This window comes from Flavobacterium sp. Leaf359 (assembly GCF_001423985.1).
Lineage (GTDB): Bacteria > Bacteroidota > Bacteroidia > Flavobacteriales > Flavobacteriaceae > Flavobacterium > Flavobacterium lindanitolerans.
In genome coordinates, this window is record NZ_LMPW01000010.1 from 506,642 (window position 1) to 522,980 (window position 16,339).

Here is a 16,339-nt window from a genome sequence, read left to right on the forward strand (position 1 = left end):
GTGGCTGCCCCGGCAGCCACTTTTTTGATTTTTAATTATAGAGACGGCTCAATGTAATTGAAGGGTTGATCAGAAGAACTTTTTAAGGCGCCGCTTTTTGCCGGTACAAATTTTCCACTAGCCGAATCATAGATTACGGAAATATCTGCGACGCTACCTCCAAATTTTAATTCAGTTACCGGCGATGTTATATTCGTAACGATAGAATTGCTGATAACTTGAGATTGCAGCCAGATTTGAATAGTTGTGTTTGGATTCATAAAAGCATTGCTTTGCATGAGCACAGGAGTTGCTGAAACCGCGTTGCCAATAGCGCTGTTTTCATTAACAATAGCATTTTGATAGAGTCCGGCTACTATATATTGTTTGCCTGAATATTGATTTGATAAAATAAATGTATTTGGATATCCGCCATTCAGAGGTCCGGATATTGCTCCATGACTTTGAAGTATGTATTGTTTTCCCGTTTCGATTCCTGTAGGAGTGCTAGATAATTGGCGTAAAACTGCACCATTTTTAATGTCGGCAGTTGACGCATAAATTCCATATTCTTCTTTCCATGATACAGTGTTTGATTGCATAGGCCTGAAAACCTGCCATGCGACAGCCGGGGAACGCCCTTCAGATTGTTTTGCAATGATAACGTTAGTGCCTGTTGCATATAGGATTCCTAATTGCTCCGGTGTAAATGCGATTTTTAAATTGAATTGTGACATGATTCTAAGATTTAGTGGTTGTCCCTACTCATATGGCTTTTCGGTGTCCGCCGTTGTTGCTTATTTTGCTTTGTAAAAGTAAAAGCAATCCGGTTTTTTTTAGAAGGAAAAGGCACGAGCAGGAGAATTCATGTCATGGGAGCAAGAAAAAGGAGGTATGGCTATAAAATAAACCCCACACTTAGGGATGTCGGGTTTGCTGTATGAGGCATTTGAAATAAAATATCAGTAATTTAAAAGCCCCATTTCAAATAAATGAAACGGGGCTTCAGTTGAATTAACCTTATATAAGAATTAATTATTTTTTATCCTCTTCTCTTGGAGGTCTTTTTGTTTCGTCTCTAGGAGGTCTTGGCAATAAAGCTTTTTTCGAAACTTTTTCTTTTCTGGTTTTAGGATCAACCCCAAGGTATTTTACCTGGAATACATCACCCATTTTTACCACATCAGCAACATTTTCAGTTCTTTCCCATGCCAGTTCGGATACGTGAAGCAATACCTCATTACCCGGAGCAGCAGTATATTCTACTACCGCACCAAAATCAAGCATCTTGATTACTTTCACTTCGTATGTTTCGCCTACTTCAGGTTTGAAAACGATAGAATCGATTTTTGCCAATACTGCTGCCATTCCGTCCGGATCAGTACCAAGAATTTCTACAACGCCTTGCTCGTCAACCTCGTTGATAACGATAGTTGTGCCGGTAGCTTTTTGTAGTTCCTGAATTACTTTTCCACCAGGTCCGATCAAAGCTCCAATGAAGTTGCCAGGAATGATTCTGGTAACGATTTTTGGTGCATGTTTCTTCACTTCTGCTTTTGGAGTAGCGATAACTTCAGTCAGTTTTCCCAGAATATGCAAACGTCCGTCGCGAGCCTGTTCAAGGGCTTTTTCCATGATGTCATAGGCAAGACCTTCAATTTTGATGTCCATTTGGCAAGCCGTGATTCCGTCAGCAGTTCCGGTAACTTTAAAGTCCATATCACCCAGGTGGTCTTCATCACCTAAGATGTCAGACAATACAGCCCATCTTCCGGTTTTATCATCAGAAATCAATCCCATTGCAATACCTGAAACAGGTTTTGTCATTTGGATACCGGCATCCATTAAAGCCAGAGTTCCGGCACATACGGTAGCCATAGATGAAGAACCGTTAGATTCCAAAACTTCTGAAACTACTCTTACAGTGTATGGGCAGTCTGCAGGAATCATATTTTTCAAGGCACGTTGCGCCAGGTTTCCGTGTCCAACCTCTCTTCTTGAAGTTCCTCTTAGCGGTTTTGCTTCACCTGTTGAGAAAGGAGGGAAGTTATAGTGCAGGTAGAATTTCTCTTCACCTTGTTCTGATGGAGTGTCAATTTGGTTGGATTCTCTTGAAGTTCCCAAAGTTACAGTGGCCAACGCCTGAGTTTCTCCTCTTGTAAACAAAGAAGATCCGTGAACAGATGGAAGATAGTCGATTTCACACCAGATTGGTCTGATTTCGGTAGTTTTTCTTCCGTCAAGACGCAATCCTAATTGAAGAATAACTTCTCTAACGGCTTCTTTATTAACTTTTGAATAGTATTTAGAGATCAGGTCTCCGTTTTCTAATAATTCTTCTTCAGTAAAAGCAGCTTTTACATCTTCTTTTACTTCGGCAAATTTTTCAGAACGCTCGTGCTTGGCTGTTCCTTCCTGAGCAATAGCAAAACATCTGTCATAAGCCAATTCTCTTACTTTTTCGTAGATAGCTTCATCATTGCGCTCTTCTTCATAAGTACGAACCTCTTTTTTGCCAACAAGATTTTGCAGTCTTTCCTGTGCTTCAATCTGGATTTTGATAGCTTCGTGTGCAAATTTGATAGCCTCAACCATTTCTTTTTCTGAAATCTCCTTCATTTCACCTTCTACCATTGCGATAGAATCTTTTGAAGCTCCAATCATCATGTCGATGTCAGATAATTCCAATTGAGCACGGCTTGGGTTGATTACGAGTTTACCGTCGATTCGGGCCACACGTACTTCTGAAATCAGGGTTGAGAAAGGTACGTCTGAAACGGCTAATGCTGCAGATGCAGCCAAACCTGCCAAAGCATCAGGCATTACGGTTTCGTCATGAGACATCAACTGGATCATTACCTGTGTTTCTGCATGGTAATCATCCGGGAAAAGCGGACGCAAAACGCGGTCAACTAATCTCATGGTAAGAATTTCGCTGTCGCTTGGACGTGCTTCACGTTTGAAAAACCCGCCAGGGAAACGACCTGCAGCTGCGAACTTTTCGCGATAGTCAACTGTTAAAGGCAAAAAGTCAACTCCGGGAGTTGCTTTTTTTGCAGATACTACGGTAGCAAGCAACATTGAATCTCCCATTCTTACTACTACAGATCCGTCGGCTTGCTTTGCCAGTTTTCCTGTTTCGATCGAGATGCTTCTTCCATCTCCTAAATCGATAATTTCTTTTGAAACTTTTGGAATCATAAAATTTTTCCTCTTTTGATTAAACAATGGGTTTTAGTTGTGTTGTAGTTGTTGTTGTGTGTAGTTATCTAAAACCCAATGAAAAACCAAACTTTTTTTCGGCAATATGTAAAAACAAAAAGAGGCGCGTGAGCACCTCTTTTCTATTGAATTATTTTCTAATATTCAATTCTTTGATAATCTCACGATATCTGTTGATATCTTTTTTCTTAAGATAATCAAGCAAGCTTCTTCTTTTACCTACTAGTAGGACAAGCGAACGCTCCGTGTTGTAATCGTGACGATTTTTCTTCAAGTGTTCAGTCAAGTGACCAATTCTGTGCGTGAATAACGCGATTTGTCCTTCAGCTGAACCTGTGTTTTTAGCTGATCCTCCGTGTTTAGCGAAGATTTGCTCTTTAACTTCTTTAGTTAAGTACATGCCAATATTTGTTTAAATGATTATTATGTAATGAATAAGTTTTTCTTATTCGAGTGCAAAGGTAATATTTATTTTCAGAAAAAATAATTTTCAGAAAAAAGATTTTAAAAAATACGGTTTGTAGAGTTTATTTTGTTTAAACGGCTGACAGTTAGCTTGTTTTTGAATCTGCTTAGGGATTGGAGTTCCTAAAATAATTTGGCTACTTCAGCATTTACAAATTCAAGGAAGCGTTCGTCCATTTCAGTAAAAGGATCCAATACGTTGGAATCGATATCAATCTGGCCTATGTTTTTTCCTTCGACAAAAAGCGGAATTACGATTTCAGATTTTACCGTAAAGCTGCAGGCAATGTAATTGTCCTGTGCTTTTACATCAGGTACTACAAAGTTTTGGTTGGAAACGGCCACCTGTCCGCAAATTCCTTTTCCGAAAGGAATAACTGTGTGGTCTGTTGGTTCGCCGGCATAAGGGCCCAAGATCAATTCTTCTTTATCACCATTCCTGAAATAGAATCCAACCCAGTCATAATAGTCAATGTTGTCTCTTAAGAGATGGCAAATCTGCATTAATTTGTCTTCTCTTAAAATGTCTTTGTGGTGGAGGATGTCCTCAACCTTAGGTTTTAATTCTTCAAAAGTCATAATGATGGTTTTTACTATACAAAAGTATTTAATTACGGAAAGCTAAAATTGTATAGTTTTGTTAAAAATATTTTTTTGAAAAGTTACTTCGTCCAATACCGGCCGTTTTTTATATTTCTCCTAAAGTTTTTTCTGACTTATGGAGTGCTGATGTTTGCATATCAGTTGTATCTCAATAGTTTTGATGCTGAAAAATTTGAAACGGACAGTTTTACAGAACTTGTAGCTTCACAGACTAATGATGTACTCCATCTTTTCGGGCAGGATACTTCAATTGCTCCACATGACTCCCAGCCCTCTGTAAAACTTTTTCTTAACGGCAAATTTATAGCAAGAGTAGTGGAAGGCTGCAATGCCATGAGTGTTATGATTCTTTTCGTGGCATTTGTTGTTGCTTTTAAAGGGAGAATGAAGCAAACAGTAGTGTTTGTCCTGATAAGTATTCTGGTTATCCACATATTAAATATTCTTAGAATTGCATTGCTTGCCATTGCGTTGTATCATTATCCGGAATATGAGCATATTTTGCACGGCGTTGTTTTTCCACTCTTTATTTATGGAGTAGTATTTGGTCTTTGGGTATTGTGGGTTCAAAAATTTTCATTGCATGGAAAAGCTTCTTAATTATAAAAAAGAAATCGCTTTATCGCTAATGCTGGTTTTTTTTCTGGCCTTAATCAGGCTGTTTGAAGAATATTTTTACGATCCGTTTCTGGCTTATTTCAGAAGTGATTATATGGAAAAGCCTTTTCCGCAGTATGATTCCTTTAAGTTGTTTTTCAGCCTTTTTTTAAGATATGCATTAAATAGTCTGATTTCAATTGCTATCATACAGGTTTTGTTTAAAGATTTAGGGTTGTCAAAATTTGCAGGTATACTATATCTGGTTTTTTTCATCCTGCTGATAGCGGTCTTTTTTTCCATTCTCAATTTTTCCGACCAGGAAAACAACCTTTTGCTTTTTTATGTCCGAAGGTTTTTAATCCAACCGCTGTTTTTGTTGTTATTTGTTCCGGCCTTTTTTTATCAGAATAAGATTTCGAAAAAAAATAACAATTCTTAAATAGTTTTGTGTTGGCAATTTTAATAGTTTTGCACCAGACAATTTATAAGTTAATGAATTTAAGAAAAAGCACAAGTTTGATTTTAGCACTTTTCCTGTTGGTTTCCAATATGGGATTTGCTTTCAATGTGCATTTCTGTGGCGGAAAAGTTTCTTCCATTTCAGCGGCTTATAAAACTTCTGAAGTATGTGCCCTGCCTAAAAAGGAAACTACTGAAAAGAAGTGTTGTGCCAAAAAAGCAGAAGAAGGAAAAAAATGCTGCTCTGATAAGAAAGTTGAACTTAAGAAAAAATCAGAACAGGTTGTTGTAAAAACCTTTTCATTTCATTCAGGACCTGCTGTTATATTCCAGGATTGGAAACCGGAAGTTTTTGGAAAGCCACTTCAGGCTCCAAAGCAGGAAAATATTGAATACTATTGTGATGCGAATGCACCGCCCTTATTCAAGCTATATTCCCAGTATATTTTCTACGCGTGATTTGATAGATAATTCCGTAAAGCCTTCGATGGCTTAACTATAATTATACTATTAAATCTTTTTTTTATGCAAAAACAATTCATACTGCTGTTATGTCTTATCGTTTCTGCCGCTTCTTTTTCGCAAGAGTTGAAAGGGAAAATAACAGAAGGAACTGCTACAGGACAGCCAATCATTGGAGCCAGTATACAATGGCTCAACACCCAGATAGGTACAACTACTGATGTAAATGGAGACTTTTCCATTTCTTATAAGCCGGAATTTACAAAATTGGTGATTAGTTATGTGGGATTCACAACAGACACGATTACTGTAAATTCTCCAAATTTTATTCACCATTCCCTTGTTCAGAATAACGAGCTGGAAGAAGTTACGATTAACAAAGAGCGAAAAAGCCTTCAGAAATCGTATATGAAAACGGCCAACGTTACTACAATGTCCAGCAAAGAATTGCTGAAAGCGGCTTGCTGTAACCTGGCTGAAAGCTTTGAGACGAATCCGTCAATCGATGTCAACTTTTCTGATGCTTTGACAGGAACAAAGCAGATTAAGATGTTAGGGTTAACAAGCCCTTATTTGATGATTACGGAAGAAAATCTTCCTTCGGTAAGAGGAGCTTCACAGGCTTATGGCCTTTCTTTTACGCCCGGAACCTGGGTGGAAAGCATCCAGATTACAAAAGGTGCGGGGTCTGTTGTTAACGGTTTTGAAAGTATTTCGGGACAGATCAATACAGAGCTTATCAAACCTGTAAACGATATTCCTTTTTTCCTGAATGCCTATGGTTCTACAGACAGCCGTTTTGAACTAAATACCCACTTCAACAAAAAGGTATCTGATAAATGGAGTACAAGTTTATTTCTTCATGGTAATGCCAGATTGGGAAAGAACGACATGAATGATGACGGATTTTTGGATAATCCGCTTTCAAAACAAATCAACGTATTGAACAGATGGCAATATACCGACATGGAAAAAGGCTGGGTAAGCTTTTTGAATTTCAGATACATGAATGATGCAAAGCAGACCGGAGAGGTTGATTTTGATAAAGACCGCGATAAATTCACAACAAATTACTGGGGTTCTGAAATCAAAACACAGCGTTATGATGTTTCGGCAAAATTGGGTTATGTTTTTCCTGATATGCCTTACCAGAGTATCGGGTTCCAGACTTCTTTTAATGGTCATGACCAGGAATCGTATTTTGGTCTGAACAGGTATGATATCAATCAGAAAAGTTTTTATTCCAACCTGATTTTTAATTCCATTATCAGCAATACGCTGAATAAGTTTGCAACCGGGTTGAATTTTACCTATGACAAATACGATGAGTTTGTGGGCGTACCAAATATTGCAAGAGACTTCAACCGAATTGATAATTCTGTTGGTGCCTTTTTTGAATATACTTATGATAATACCACAAACTTCAGTTTGGTTGCCGGTGCCAGAGTTGATAATCACAACCGATTAGGAACTTTTATTACGCCAAGAATCCATGCAAGATACAATCCGTGGGATAGGGCAGTATTGAGGGCTTCTGCAGGAAGAGGAAAACGTTCTGCGAATATTTTTGCAGAGAACCAACAGCTTTTTGCCAGTTCAAGGGTTTTTGATATTCTGAATACGGGAGGCAAAATCTACGGATTGGATGCGGAAATTGCATGGAATTACGGAGTCAGCTTTATGCAGGGTTTTACGCTTTTCAACAGGCCGGCAGAAGTTACTTTTGATTTTTACAGAACTGATTTCCAAAATCAGGCTGTTGTAGATTTGTATGCTAGTCCACAGCAGGCTTTGTTTTATAACCTGGACGGAAAATCATTTGCCAACAGTTTACAGCTTGATTTTAATTATGAACTGGCAACACATTTTAATTTAAGAACGGCTTATAAGTTTTATGAAATTGAAACCGATTACCTAAGCGGAAGCGCACAAAGACCGTTACAGGCCAAGCATCGTTTCTTTGGTAACTTAGAGTATGAGACACATATCACGGATAAAGGGCGGCAATGGAAATTCGATTTTACATACAATTGGCTTGGGAAACAACAGCTGCCAAATACGGCATCAAATCCTGCATCTGACAGGCTTCCAGACTATTCGCCATCTTTTTCTCTGATGAATGCCCAAATCACAAGAACTTTTTCTTCTACCTTTGAAGTGTATGTTGGTGGTGAAAACATAGGGAATTATAAACAGGATAAGGCCATTTTAGGAAGTGATAATCCGTTTGGACCAAATTTTGATAGTTCCATAATCTATGCGCCAATTTTTGGACAGATGTATTATGCAGGATTGCGATTTAAGATAAAATAAACTAAGGATAAATAATTAAAAACAGAAAATATGAAAAAATTAATGATAGTGCTTTTTGTTTCCCTAATAGGATTTGCAGTACAGGCACAAGAGAAAAAGAATAAAAATGCAAAACATACCGTTGAAGTTAAAGGCAACTGCGAGATGTGTAAAAAACGAATCGAAAAAGCTGCTTTTTCAGTTGCAGGTGTAAAATCGGCCAGCTGGGATATTGGAGATAAGCAACTACACCTTATTCTGAATGAAGAAAAAACATCGGAAGAGGAAGTGCAGAAAGCCATTGCCAAAGTGGGGCACGATACTGAAAAAGTAAAGGCGACAGATGAAGACTATGCCAAGCTTCATACTTGTTGTGCTTACGAAAGAAACTAAAAACAGTAAAAAAATACCTTGAATTTTTTCAAGGTATTTTTACATCAATGGTCTGACAAAATAACGTGGGATTAACAAATGCCAGACGGATTGGAAAAATGTTGTCGGGATTGAGATATTGAGGATTGGAAATAAATAATTACATAGAATGAAATCATTGAAGTATTCACTGGCTTTTTGCGGACTATCAGTCCTTTTCCTGTCGCAAAAAACGATTGCACAGGAACAACAGCCTGCACCGGAAAAACCGAAACATGAATTTTGGCACGATAAGAAATTATATCTGAATGAAGACGGTTCCAACTATCTGAAGTTTGCAATGCTTTCCCAGGTTTGGATTAGAAATCAGGAGTATAATCCGGGGACTACAATTTTTGATTCCCCTAAAACGGCCGGAACAGATATCGGTATCCGAAGATTCAGGATTCAGATGTACGGACAGGTTGCAGACCGTGTTTTTCTTTATGGGCAAATTGGCCAGAATAACTTCAATAATGTTTCCGACAGGAAACAGGGTTTTTTTATTCATGATGCATTGGGTGAATATGCCATTGATAAAGAAAAGCTGTCTTTAGGAGCGGGTTTGTCTTCATGGACAGGATTGTCAAGATTTTCTGCTTCTTCCGTAGGTTCTATTATGGGTATTGATATACCGTTATTTCTTGAATCAACAAACGATGTAACAGACCAGTTCGTCAGAAAGCTTTCGTTTTATGCAAAAGGCAAGCTGGGTAAGTTAGACTATAGGATGGCTTTTGCACAGCCACTGGCCATACAGAAAAGTTCCGGCTATGTTGCGGCAATAAGTGAAAGATCTAATTTTTCTCCGAAGCCGCCACAGATGCAATTCAATGGTTATTTCCAGTACCAGTTTAAGGAACAGGAATCCAATCTGACACCTTACGCTACCGGAAGTTATTTAGGGAAAAAGAAAGTCTTCAATATAGGAGCCGGGATTGTATACCAGCAAGATGCCATGTGGCATAGAAATGCGGTCAATGATACTATTTATACAGATATGCTTCATTTGGCAGCAGATGTTTTTTATGATGCGCCAATAGGTTCAAGAGGTGAAGCCATAAGTTTCTACGGAAATTTTACGCATTATGATTTCGGAACCAATTACATCCGTAATGCCGCGCCAATGAATCCTGCCAATGGAAGTAGTGATTCAACTGTTTTGAATGGTAGCGGAAATGGTTTCCCGGCCTATGGAACCGGAAATGTTTTGTATGCACAGTTAGGCTACAAACTTAAAGATAACCTGATTGGAATGACAACTCTGATGCCGTATGTTGCAATCCAGCATGCCCATTATGAAAGATTGAATAAGGATATGAGTTTTTATGATATAGGCGTGAATTGGCTGTTAAACGGACAGACTTCAAAGTTTACGGTATCCTATCAGAATCGCCCGATATATAATACATCGGGTAATCTGACAGACCATAAAGGAGCTTTTATCGCACAGTATCAAGTTTCTATTTAATAGTTGGTTGGTTTTTTTAGTTGGTAAAATCCGAAGTTTAGGCTTCGGATTTTTTTATTCCAAAGTGATTGTTCTGGTTTCTGAAATTAATTGCCCCTCGGCAGAAAAACCTTCAATAAGTAGTTTTACCTTCTTTTGTCCCATGTTCGGAATCTGGAATTTAAATTCTTTGCTGTCATGGGTATATATGGCAGGAATCCAATGAATTAATCCAAAATTTTGAAAGCCTCTGTTTTCAGTTGAAGTATACAACTTATTCTTAAAAGGTTCAATCTTTGAAAAAGCATTTTTTATTTCAAAAGGAATAGCGTTGTTTTTTTGTGGCAAACCGCTACCGCCTTTTTTCATGTAAATTTTTATAATTCCGATATTGTTGTTTACAGATGGAACGATAGCGTGTGCATTGATGTAAATTTCATCTACTTCATTCATTCTCATATTCAGAAGTAAATCAAAGCTCATTTGCTGAAGTCCGTCAATAAAAAGTATCGGAGTACTTCTTGCCCCGTTTATGGTTGTTACGGAACGGCTGTAGATTTCTACCGTATTGGAAAAACCGTTAATCGTTGGAACTTCAAAGCCATTGTTTCTAATAAAGTTCAATACGTCTGTCTGGTCATTTTCTGCCACTTTGTAACCTCTAAGATTTCCGTTTCCTAAACTATTCGAATATTTAAGTTTCTTTTTCTTTTCTACAGCAATTTCAACGTCTTCAAGCATAATTGTTCCGTTTACAAAACTTGGGGTTTCATATTCTACCTTTTCTTCAATGGAGGCACATTCCTTTTTTTCTATTTTGAAGGGCTTGTTGAATGTTCTTCGTCCGTTTAAAATCTGCGGATATAATTTTAAAACAATTGGCTTGTTCTTGTCGTCGGTTAGTGTGAAGTTTACCCAGGTTGAATCGGCCAGAACCATGTTGTTGAAATAAAATTCATTCTTATCATTGATTCCTGTGGATTCGCTAATGCTGGATTGTAATGAAAATAACTTTACCTTGAATTTTTTACGGTCAGCCAGGGTCTGATTTATCGTTCCTTTGATCGTAAGTCCAAAATCAAAGATGTTGTTGTCTTTTGGAGGTGTAGTCACAATGTTTTCCCATTTGTATTTTCCGGCACTTTGGGTTAAAAGAAGAAGGTCAAGTTCAAACTCTTTTGCTTTTGATACTTCTTCAAAGTAATAGTTGGTGTTGGACTGGTTTTTAGATAAATACGGATTTAGCAGAAAGGAAGCACGGATTGAATAATCCTGGTTTATTGCGATTGATTGTTCCGGAACGGCTGAAATACTGATGCTAGTGTTGGCGTAGTTCAGGTTTCCGGAAAAATGGATGGAATCTTTTCCTTTTTTCAAAAGCTTTATATCAAGCTTTAAGGATTCTTCGGGGTATTTGAAAATAAACCTTTCAGCAAGTTGCTTCATATCAGAATCGATTATTCTGACGGTATTGACGCCTTCGGAGAGGTTGTCTTTGGTGAAAGTGATAGTCTGCTCGAAAGCGTTCTTAAAATCGATGTCGAAGATTGTGGATTTGTTGTCCTGATGTACTACCAGATAATGTTTTTTTGATTTAAAGGAAGCAATGTTTTTTTCGTTGGTTCTGATTTTGACAATCGTCTTATCCTTTAATGCAAAGTTGTTGATTTCAAGAGCCAGACCATTTGGTATTGCAAATGGCAGATTTTCTTCTACTTTTTTGCCATTGACCTGAAAAGAGGCTTTTGAGATTTTGCCATCACCAAAAATCTGGAATTTCCCCAATCCGAATCTGTTCAGGCTGACTTTTTGAATGCTTTTGCCTTCCGGACCGATAATCTCACCTTCAATTGATGGCAAAGGATTACCGTGACAATCGCTTACTTTTATGCCTACTGTATTTTGAGTGCCTTGAATGATAGAGCCGCCTTCGGGGAAAAACTCAATGTTTATTTTGGAATAATCGGGTGAGCTTTTAATACTGGCAGTCCTGTCGTTTTTATTTATGACACTGAATTTAAAAACAGAAGATTCGTCTTCTTTGAAGTTGTTCATCCAGTTGGTAAAAACCTGGATATAGTAGTTGCCGCTTTTGAAACTATCTCCCAGTTCAAATTTCCCGGAGAAGCTGCCCATGCTGCTGAATAATAATTTGTCTTTTATCCTGTTTCCGTTTTCGTCATAGAGGGAAGCATAGACATTGGTAGTGGTAAAAAAAGGAACTTCTTCTTTTCTGTGGTATACGTAGCCTTTAAACCAGACGTCTTCGTCTGAAAGAAACACCGATTTGTCAAGCTGAAGATGGATATTTTCTCTTTCCAAAAAGAAATAATCTTCAATGGTTTTTGAAATAAAGTTTTTTTGGGAATCTGTTTCCTGGGAGTAGCAGGAAAATGTGGCAGCGAAAAAAATAAAAACTACATGGAGGCGAAAGATGGATTGCATAATAATGTTGTATAATAGTTAATAGATGCAATATATGTATTAAATTAATGATTTTGTTTATCAGAAATAAAAAAGGACGCTATTTAGCGTCCTTTTAAAAAAAAAATTTATTTTTACATCATTCCCGGCATGCCGCCACCCATTGGGCTTGCTCCGGCATTTTCTTCTTTGATTTCAACCAAAGCGCATTCTGTAGTCAGAATCATTCCTGAAACTGAAGCCGCATTTTCCAAAGCAACACGGGTTACTTTTTTAGGGTCGATGATTCCTGCTTTTAGCATGTCAACGTATTCATCGGTTTTAGCATTGTAACCAAAATCTCCTGAACCTTCAGCTACTTTAGCAACAACTACAGAGCCTTCAAGTCCGGCATTTTCAACAATTGTTCTCAAAGGAGATTCAATTGCACGGGAAACAATCTGGATTCCAGTAGCTTCATCAGCATTGTCAGCTTTGATGTCTTTCAAAACACTTTTAGCTCTTAAAAGGGCAACACCTCCACCAGCAACGATTCCTTCTTCAACTGCCGCACGGGTAGCGTGTAAAGCATCGTCAACTCTGTCTTTTTTCTCTTTCATTTCTACTTCTGAAGCAGCTCCTACATAAAGTACAGCAACACCACCGGCTAATTTAGCCAAACGCTCCTGAAGTTTTTCTCTGTCATAGTCAGAAGTTGTAGTTTCCATCTGGCTCTTGATTTGGTTGACACGGTTTTTAATGATTTCGATGTCACCGGCTCCGCTAACCAATGTAGTATTGTCTTTATTAATAGTTGCACGTTTTGCAGTTCCAAGCATTTCAAGCGTTGCATTTTCTAAAGTATAGCCTTGTTCTTCAGCAATGACTGTACCTCCGGTTAGGATTGCGATGTCTTCTAACATTGCTTTTCTTCTGTCTCCAAAACCAGGTGCTTTTACAGCAGCAATTCTCAGGGCACCTCTTAGTTTGTTTACAACCAAAGTAGATAATGCTTCACCGTCAACATCTTCTGCAATAATCAGTAATGGTTTTCCGGATTGTGCCACTGGCTCCAGGATTGGAAGCAATTCTTTCAATGAAGAAACTTTTTTATCGTAAAGCAGGATGTAAGGGTTTTCCAATTCCGCTTCCATCTTTTCAGAGTTCGTTACGAAATATGGAGAAAGATAACCTCTGTCAAATTGCATACCTTCAACTACATCAACATAAGTGTCTGTTCCTTTAGCTTCTTCAACAGTAATTACACCTTCTTTACCCACTTTGCCGAATGCCGTAGCAATCAATTCTCCTATTACATCGTCATTGTTAGCCGAAATAGAGGCAACCTGTTTGATTTTGTCTGTATTTGTACCTACTTCCGTAGCTTGTTTTGCCAAATCGGCTACAATAGCTTCTACAGCCTTATCGATACCTCTTTTCAAGTCCATCGGGTTTGCTCCGGCAGCTACGTTTTTCAAGCCTTCTTTTACGATAGCCTGTGCCAAAACCGTTGCAGTTGTAGTACCGTCACCGGCAAGGTCATTGGTTTTAGAAGCTACTTCTTTAACCATTTGGGCTCCCATATTTTCAAGCGTATCCTGTAGTTCTATTTCTTTGGCCACAGAAACACCATCTTTAGTGACAGTAGGTCCGCCAAATGATTTCCCTATAATTACATTACGTCCTTTAGGTCCCAGGGTTACTTTTACTGCATTTGCTAAAGCGTCAACACCACGTCTTAAACCGTCGCGTGCTTCGATATCAAATTTTATTTCTTTTGCCATTTTTGTATTTGTTTTTTAGGCTTTAAGCTTTACGCTTTAGGCCGTTGGTGAAATTAATTTTTGTTTTAAATTGTATATTTTGCTTTTTATAGAATTGATTTTATCAAGAAAGTCTAATGCAATTTCAGTATTGATATAATGCAAATCTCTGGACAAGATCAAAAGATATTCTGTTTCATTAGCTGATCCCAATGCAATATTGAGAAATTGATTAAATTCCTTATCGCTATTTCTTCCACAACCTTCACTGATATTAGTTGGAATAGAAGAAGAAGCTCTTCGGATTTGGCTTGTCAAATTATAAATTTCTTCTTTCGGAAAATGTGAAGTGATTTTATAAACTTCTAACGTGAAAGAATGACTTGATTGCCAAATATCATACTTTTTAAAATCTCTCATGTTTTTTTGGCGTATATTGAATATGTTTTTTAAGGCTTACAGCCTATAGCTTATAGCTTATAGCCTTTAAATTATTGCAAGAATATCATCTTCTCTCATAATCAGGTAGTCTTTACCTTCTAATTTTAATTCTGTTCCGGCATATTTTCCGTAAAGTACAGAATCACCGACTTTCACGGTCATATTGTGGTCTTTTGTTCCGTTTCCTACAGCTACAACGGTTCCTTTTTGAGGTTTTTCTTTTGCTGTGTCAGGGATAAAAATTCCAGAAGCAGTTTTTGTTTCTGCTGCTGCCGGTTCAACCAATACACGGTCTGCAAGAGGTTTAATGTTTAAAGCCATAATTATAAAATTTTATATTTATATGTGTTTTTGAAGTTTTCTTCTACTAGACAGAAATTGTGCCAATCGCTATTTATGACATTTTGGTCAAAAAAAAATGCCAACATCTGACGTGTTGGCATTTTGAATGTATTTTTTCAAAAAAATTATTTTGCTGTGTCCTGTGCTGTAGCTGCTGGTTGCGCTGTAGCCGGAGTTTCTGCTGCATTGGTTTTTGCCGGAGCTGCAGCCGTTTTTGGAGCCGGAGCTGCTTTTGGGTCGATTGTTTTTAATGTATTGCCACCAAAAGTTCCTGTGAAGCTCAAACTAGACAATAAAATCAAAACAATTAACAATCCGGCTAGTGTCCAGGTACTTTTGTCTAAGAAATCAGTAGTTTTCTGAACTCCACCCATTTGTCCGCCACCGCCCAGTGTAGATGACAAACCGCCACCTTTAGGGTTTTGTACCATAATAACTACGACTAGTAGAAAACAAACGATTGTGATTAAAACCAAAAAAATTGTAAATGTGCTCATTGTTTTAATTATTGTTATTTTGTTGTAATGTCTTAATATCCAAAATTCGGTCTGCAAAGAAATGACTTTTTTCTGGATATTTCAAAATTAATATTTCATAAGCTTGAATTGCCTTTTGATATTTCTTTTGTTCGAGATAAACTTTTGCCAGGGTTTCTGTCATCAGATATGAATTATCTTGGGAGTTCCGCTCAGAAACCAATGAAATAGGAGTAGTGTTTTTAACAGGAGAAATTTTTGGATTGGCTTCGATAAACCGGTCAATTATTTCTAATTTTTTCTTTTTTTCTGAATCTATTTCTGAAATTTCTTCCGTATTAGCTGTTTTTTCAGATTCGATTGGAGTTTCTTCTCTCTGGATTGGCTTAAAAGTCGATAATTGAAGCCATTCCTGAAAAGAATGTTTCTCTCCACGGGAAAATTCCAATGGTTTCCCAATTTCCAGTTTTTCTTCTATGCTTTCTTCCGGGATTTCCGGCTTTGTTTCTTGCTGCGGAATTTCTATGGCTTTTTCTTCTTCAACCTGTTGCGGTTTTGAGGCAGAAGCTTCGCGTATTGAAGTCAGAATAGATTGTTCGAGAGGGTCGATTTTCACAGGCTCCTCTTTTTTCTCCGGATTCAGAATCTCAATCTCATGAACTTTAATGGCATTGATTCGGGCTTCTTTTTCTGCAAAAAAAGCTTTGTTGATGGCCATGAAATTTTCAGAGGTGATGTATTCGAACAATACGCTCCTGTCTGTTGTATGTGCGGCAGTGACTTTTAATTCGCCATTGTATTTAAAACTGTCCTGATTGTACAATCCTTTTAGGCGTAAAGCTCTTGCGCTTTGGAAATAGGGAAATTCTTCGACTATTTTTTCCAAAGCAGATACCTGTCTTTCACTGACGGCATTTGGGTGGCTTAGTAAGGTTGTAAATTCAGTAAGGTTCAAATTCAATAGTTTATTT

16 protein-coding genes are annotated in these 16,339 nt (G+C 37.8%); 6 read left to right on the forward strand and 10 right to left on the reverse strand.

The window, feature by feature from the left end:
* Positions 1–35: 35 nt before the first annotated feature.
* From ASG38_RS06535 to ASG38_RS06550, 4 genes are all read right to left on the reverse strand, one after another.
* Entirely contained in the window at positions 36–716 is a 681-nt protein-coding gene (locus ASG38_RS06535) for a hypothetical protein (protein WP_056068346.1), read from the reverse strand.
* A gap of 298 nt (positions 717–1,014) precedes the next feature.
* On the reverse strand, positions 1,015–3,180 hold the full coding sequence (locus ASG38_RS06540) for a polyribonucleotide nucleotidyltransferase (protein ID WP_056068348.1): 2,166 nt from the start codon (positions 3,178–3,180) through the stop codon (positions 1,015–1,017).
* A gap of 151 nt (positions 3,181–3,331) precedes the next feature.
* On the reverse strand, positions 3,332–3,601 hold the full coding sequence (gene rpsO / locus ASG38_RS06545; protein WP_056068350.1) for a 30S ribosomal protein S15: 270 nt from the start codon (positions 3,599–3,601) through the stop codon (positions 3,332–3,334).
* Positions 3,602–3,789: 188 nt separating this feature from the next.
* Complete coding sequence (locus ASG38_RS06550) at positions 3,790–4,245, reverse strand: GAF domain-containing protein (RefSeq protein WP_056068352.1); 456 nt, start codon at positions 4,243–4,245, stop codon at positions 3,790–3,792.
* Positions 4,246–4,320: 75 nt separating this feature from the next.
* On the opposite strand from ASG38_RS06550, the gene xrtF reads away from it, so the two are divergent.
* The 6 genes from xrtF (at position 4,321) to ASG38_RS06580 (ending at position 9,964) form a co-directional block, all read left to right on the forward strand.
* Positions 4,321–4,869: an exosortase family protein XrtF gene (xrtF, locus tag ASG38_RS06555; protein ID WP_056068475.1), complete on the forward strand. Its 549-nt coding sequence runs from the start codon at positions 4,321–4,323 to the stop codon at positions 4,867–4,869.
* Entirely contained in the window at positions 4,853–5,308 is a 456-nt protein-coding gene (locus tag ASG38_RS06560; protein WP_235498570.1) for an exosortase F system-associated protein, read from the forward strand. Before xrtF ends, ASG38_RS06560 begins: the two co-directional genes overlap by 17 nt.
* Before the next feature lie 53 nt (positions 5,309–5,361).
* Positions 5,362–5,787, forward strand: coding sequence for a hypothetical protein (locus ASG38_RS06565; RefSeq protein ID WP_056068354.1), 426 nt, complete (start codon positions 5,362–5,364; stop codon positions 5,785–5,787).
* Between the two features lie 66 nt (positions 5,788–5,853).
* A complete protein-coding gene (locus ASG38_RS06570; protein ID WP_082482166.1) occupies positions 5,854–8,103 on the forward strand; it encodes a TonB-dependent receptor in 2,250 nt (749 codons plus the stop codon).
* Positions 8,104–8,133: 30 nt separating this feature from the next.
* Complete coding sequence (locus ASG38_RS06575; RefSeq protein WP_056068357.1) at positions 8,134–8,475, forward strand: heavy-metal-associated domain-containing protein; 342 nt, start codon at positions 8,134–8,136, stop codon at positions 8,473–8,475.
* A 148-nt stretch (positions 8,476–8,623) separates the two neighbouring features.
* A complete protein-coding gene (locus ASG38_RS06580; protein WP_056068359.1) occupies positions 8,624–9,964 on the forward strand; it encodes a hypothetical protein in 1,341 nt (446 codons plus the stop codon).
* 54 nt (positions 9,965–10,018) lie between these two features.
* Here ASG38_RS06580 and ASG38_RS06585 read toward each other — a convergent pair whose 3' ends face one another.
* The 6 genes from ASG38_RS06585 to ASG38_RS06610 form a co-directional block, all read right to left on the reverse strand.
* Positions 10,019–12,388 (reverse strand): hypothetical protein, encoded by a 2,370-nt coding sequence (locus ASG38_RS06585; RefSeq protein WP_056068361.1) that lies wholly within the window; start codon positions 12,386–12,388, stop codon positions 10,019–10,021.
* Between the two features lie 113 nt (positions 12,389–12,501).
* The gene (groL, locus tag ASG38_RS06590) at positions 12,502–14,130 is read right to left on the reverse strand and encodes a chaperonin GroEL (RefSeq protein ID WP_056068363.1); all 1,629 of its coding nucleotides are present in this window, start codon (positions 14,128–14,130) and stop codon (positions 12,502–12,504) included.
* Positions 14,131–14,166: 36 nt separating this feature from the next.
* A complete protein-coding gene (locus ASG38_RS06595) occupies positions 14,167–14,529 on the reverse strand; it encodes a four helix bundle protein (RefSeq protein ID WP_056068365.1) in 363 nt (120 codons plus the stop codon).
* 66 nt (positions 14,530–14,595) lie between these two features.
* On the reverse strand, positions 14,596–14,871 hold the full coding sequence (gene groES / locus ASG38_RS06600) for a co-chaperone GroES (protein WP_056068368.1): 276 nt from the start codon (positions 14,869–14,871) through the stop codon (positions 14,596–14,598).
* Between the two features lie 146 nt (positions 14,872–15,017).
* A complete protein-coding gene (gene secG, locus ASG38_RS06605; protein WP_056068481.1) occupies positions 15,018–15,389 on the reverse strand; it encodes a preprotein translocase subunit SecG in 372 nt (123 codons plus the stop codon).
* 4 nt (positions 15,390–15,393) lie between these two features.
* A complete protein-coding gene (locus tag ASG38_RS06610; protein WP_056068482.1) occupies positions 15,394–16,323 on the reverse strand; it encodes a tetratricopeptide repeat protein in 930 nt (309 codons plus the stop codon).
* Positions 16,324–16,339 lie beyond the last annotated feature (16 nt).

Coding starts and splice junctions, on each gene's coding strand:
- ASG38_RS06535 (WP_056068346.1), bottom strand. CDS start 716: ATGTCACAATTCAATTTAAAAATCGCATTTACACCGGAGCAATTAGGA.
- ASG38_RS06540 (WP_056068348.1), bottom strand. CDS start 3,180: ATGATTCCAAAAGTTTCAAAAGAAATTATCGATTTAGGAGATGGAAGA.
- rpsO (WP_056068350.1), bottom strand. CDS start 3,601: ATGTACTTAACTAAAGAAGTTAAAGAGCAAATCTTCGCTAAACACGGA.
- ASG38_RS06550 (WP_056068352.1), bottom strand. CDS start 4,245: ATGACTTTTGAAGAATTAAAACCTAAGGTTGAGGACATCCTCCACCAC.
- ASG38_RS06560 (WP_235498570.1), top strand. CDS start 4,853: ATGGAAAAGCTTCTTAATTATAAAAAAGAAATCGCTTTATCGCTAATG.
- ASG38_RS06565 (WP_056068354.1), top strand. CDS start 5,362: ATGAATTTAAGAAAAAGCACAAGTTTGATTTTAGCACTTTTCCTGTTG.
- ASG38_RS06570 (WP_082482166.1), top strand. CDS start 5,854: ATGCAAAAACAATTCATACTGCTGTTATGTCTTATCGTTTCTGCCGCT.
- ASG38_RS06575 (WP_056068357.1), top strand. CDS start 8,134: ATGAAAAAATTAATGATAGTGCTTTTTGTTTCCCTAATAGGATTTGCA.
- ASG38_RS06580 (WP_056068359.1), top strand. CDS start 8,624: ATGAAATCATTGAAGTATTCACTGGCTTTTTGCGGACTATCAGTCCTT.
- ASG38_RS06585 (WP_056068361.1), bottom strand. CDS start 12,388: ATGCAATCCATCTTTCGCCTCCATGTAGTTTTTATTTTTTTCGCTGCC.
- groL (WP_056068363.1), bottom strand. CDS start 14,130: ATGGCAAAAGAAATAAAATTTGATATCGAAGCACGCGACGGTTTAAGA.
- ASG38_RS06595 (WP_056068365.1), bottom strand. CDS start 14,529: ATGAGAGATTTTAAAAAGTATGATATTTGGCAATCAAGTCATTCTTTC.
- groES (WP_056068368.1), bottom strand. CDS start 14,871: ATGGCTTTAAACATTAAACCTCTTGCAGACCGTGTATTGGTTGAACCG.
- secG (WP_056068481.1), bottom strand. CDS start 15,389: ATGAGCACATTTACAATTTTTTTGGTTTTAATCACAATCGTTTGTTTT.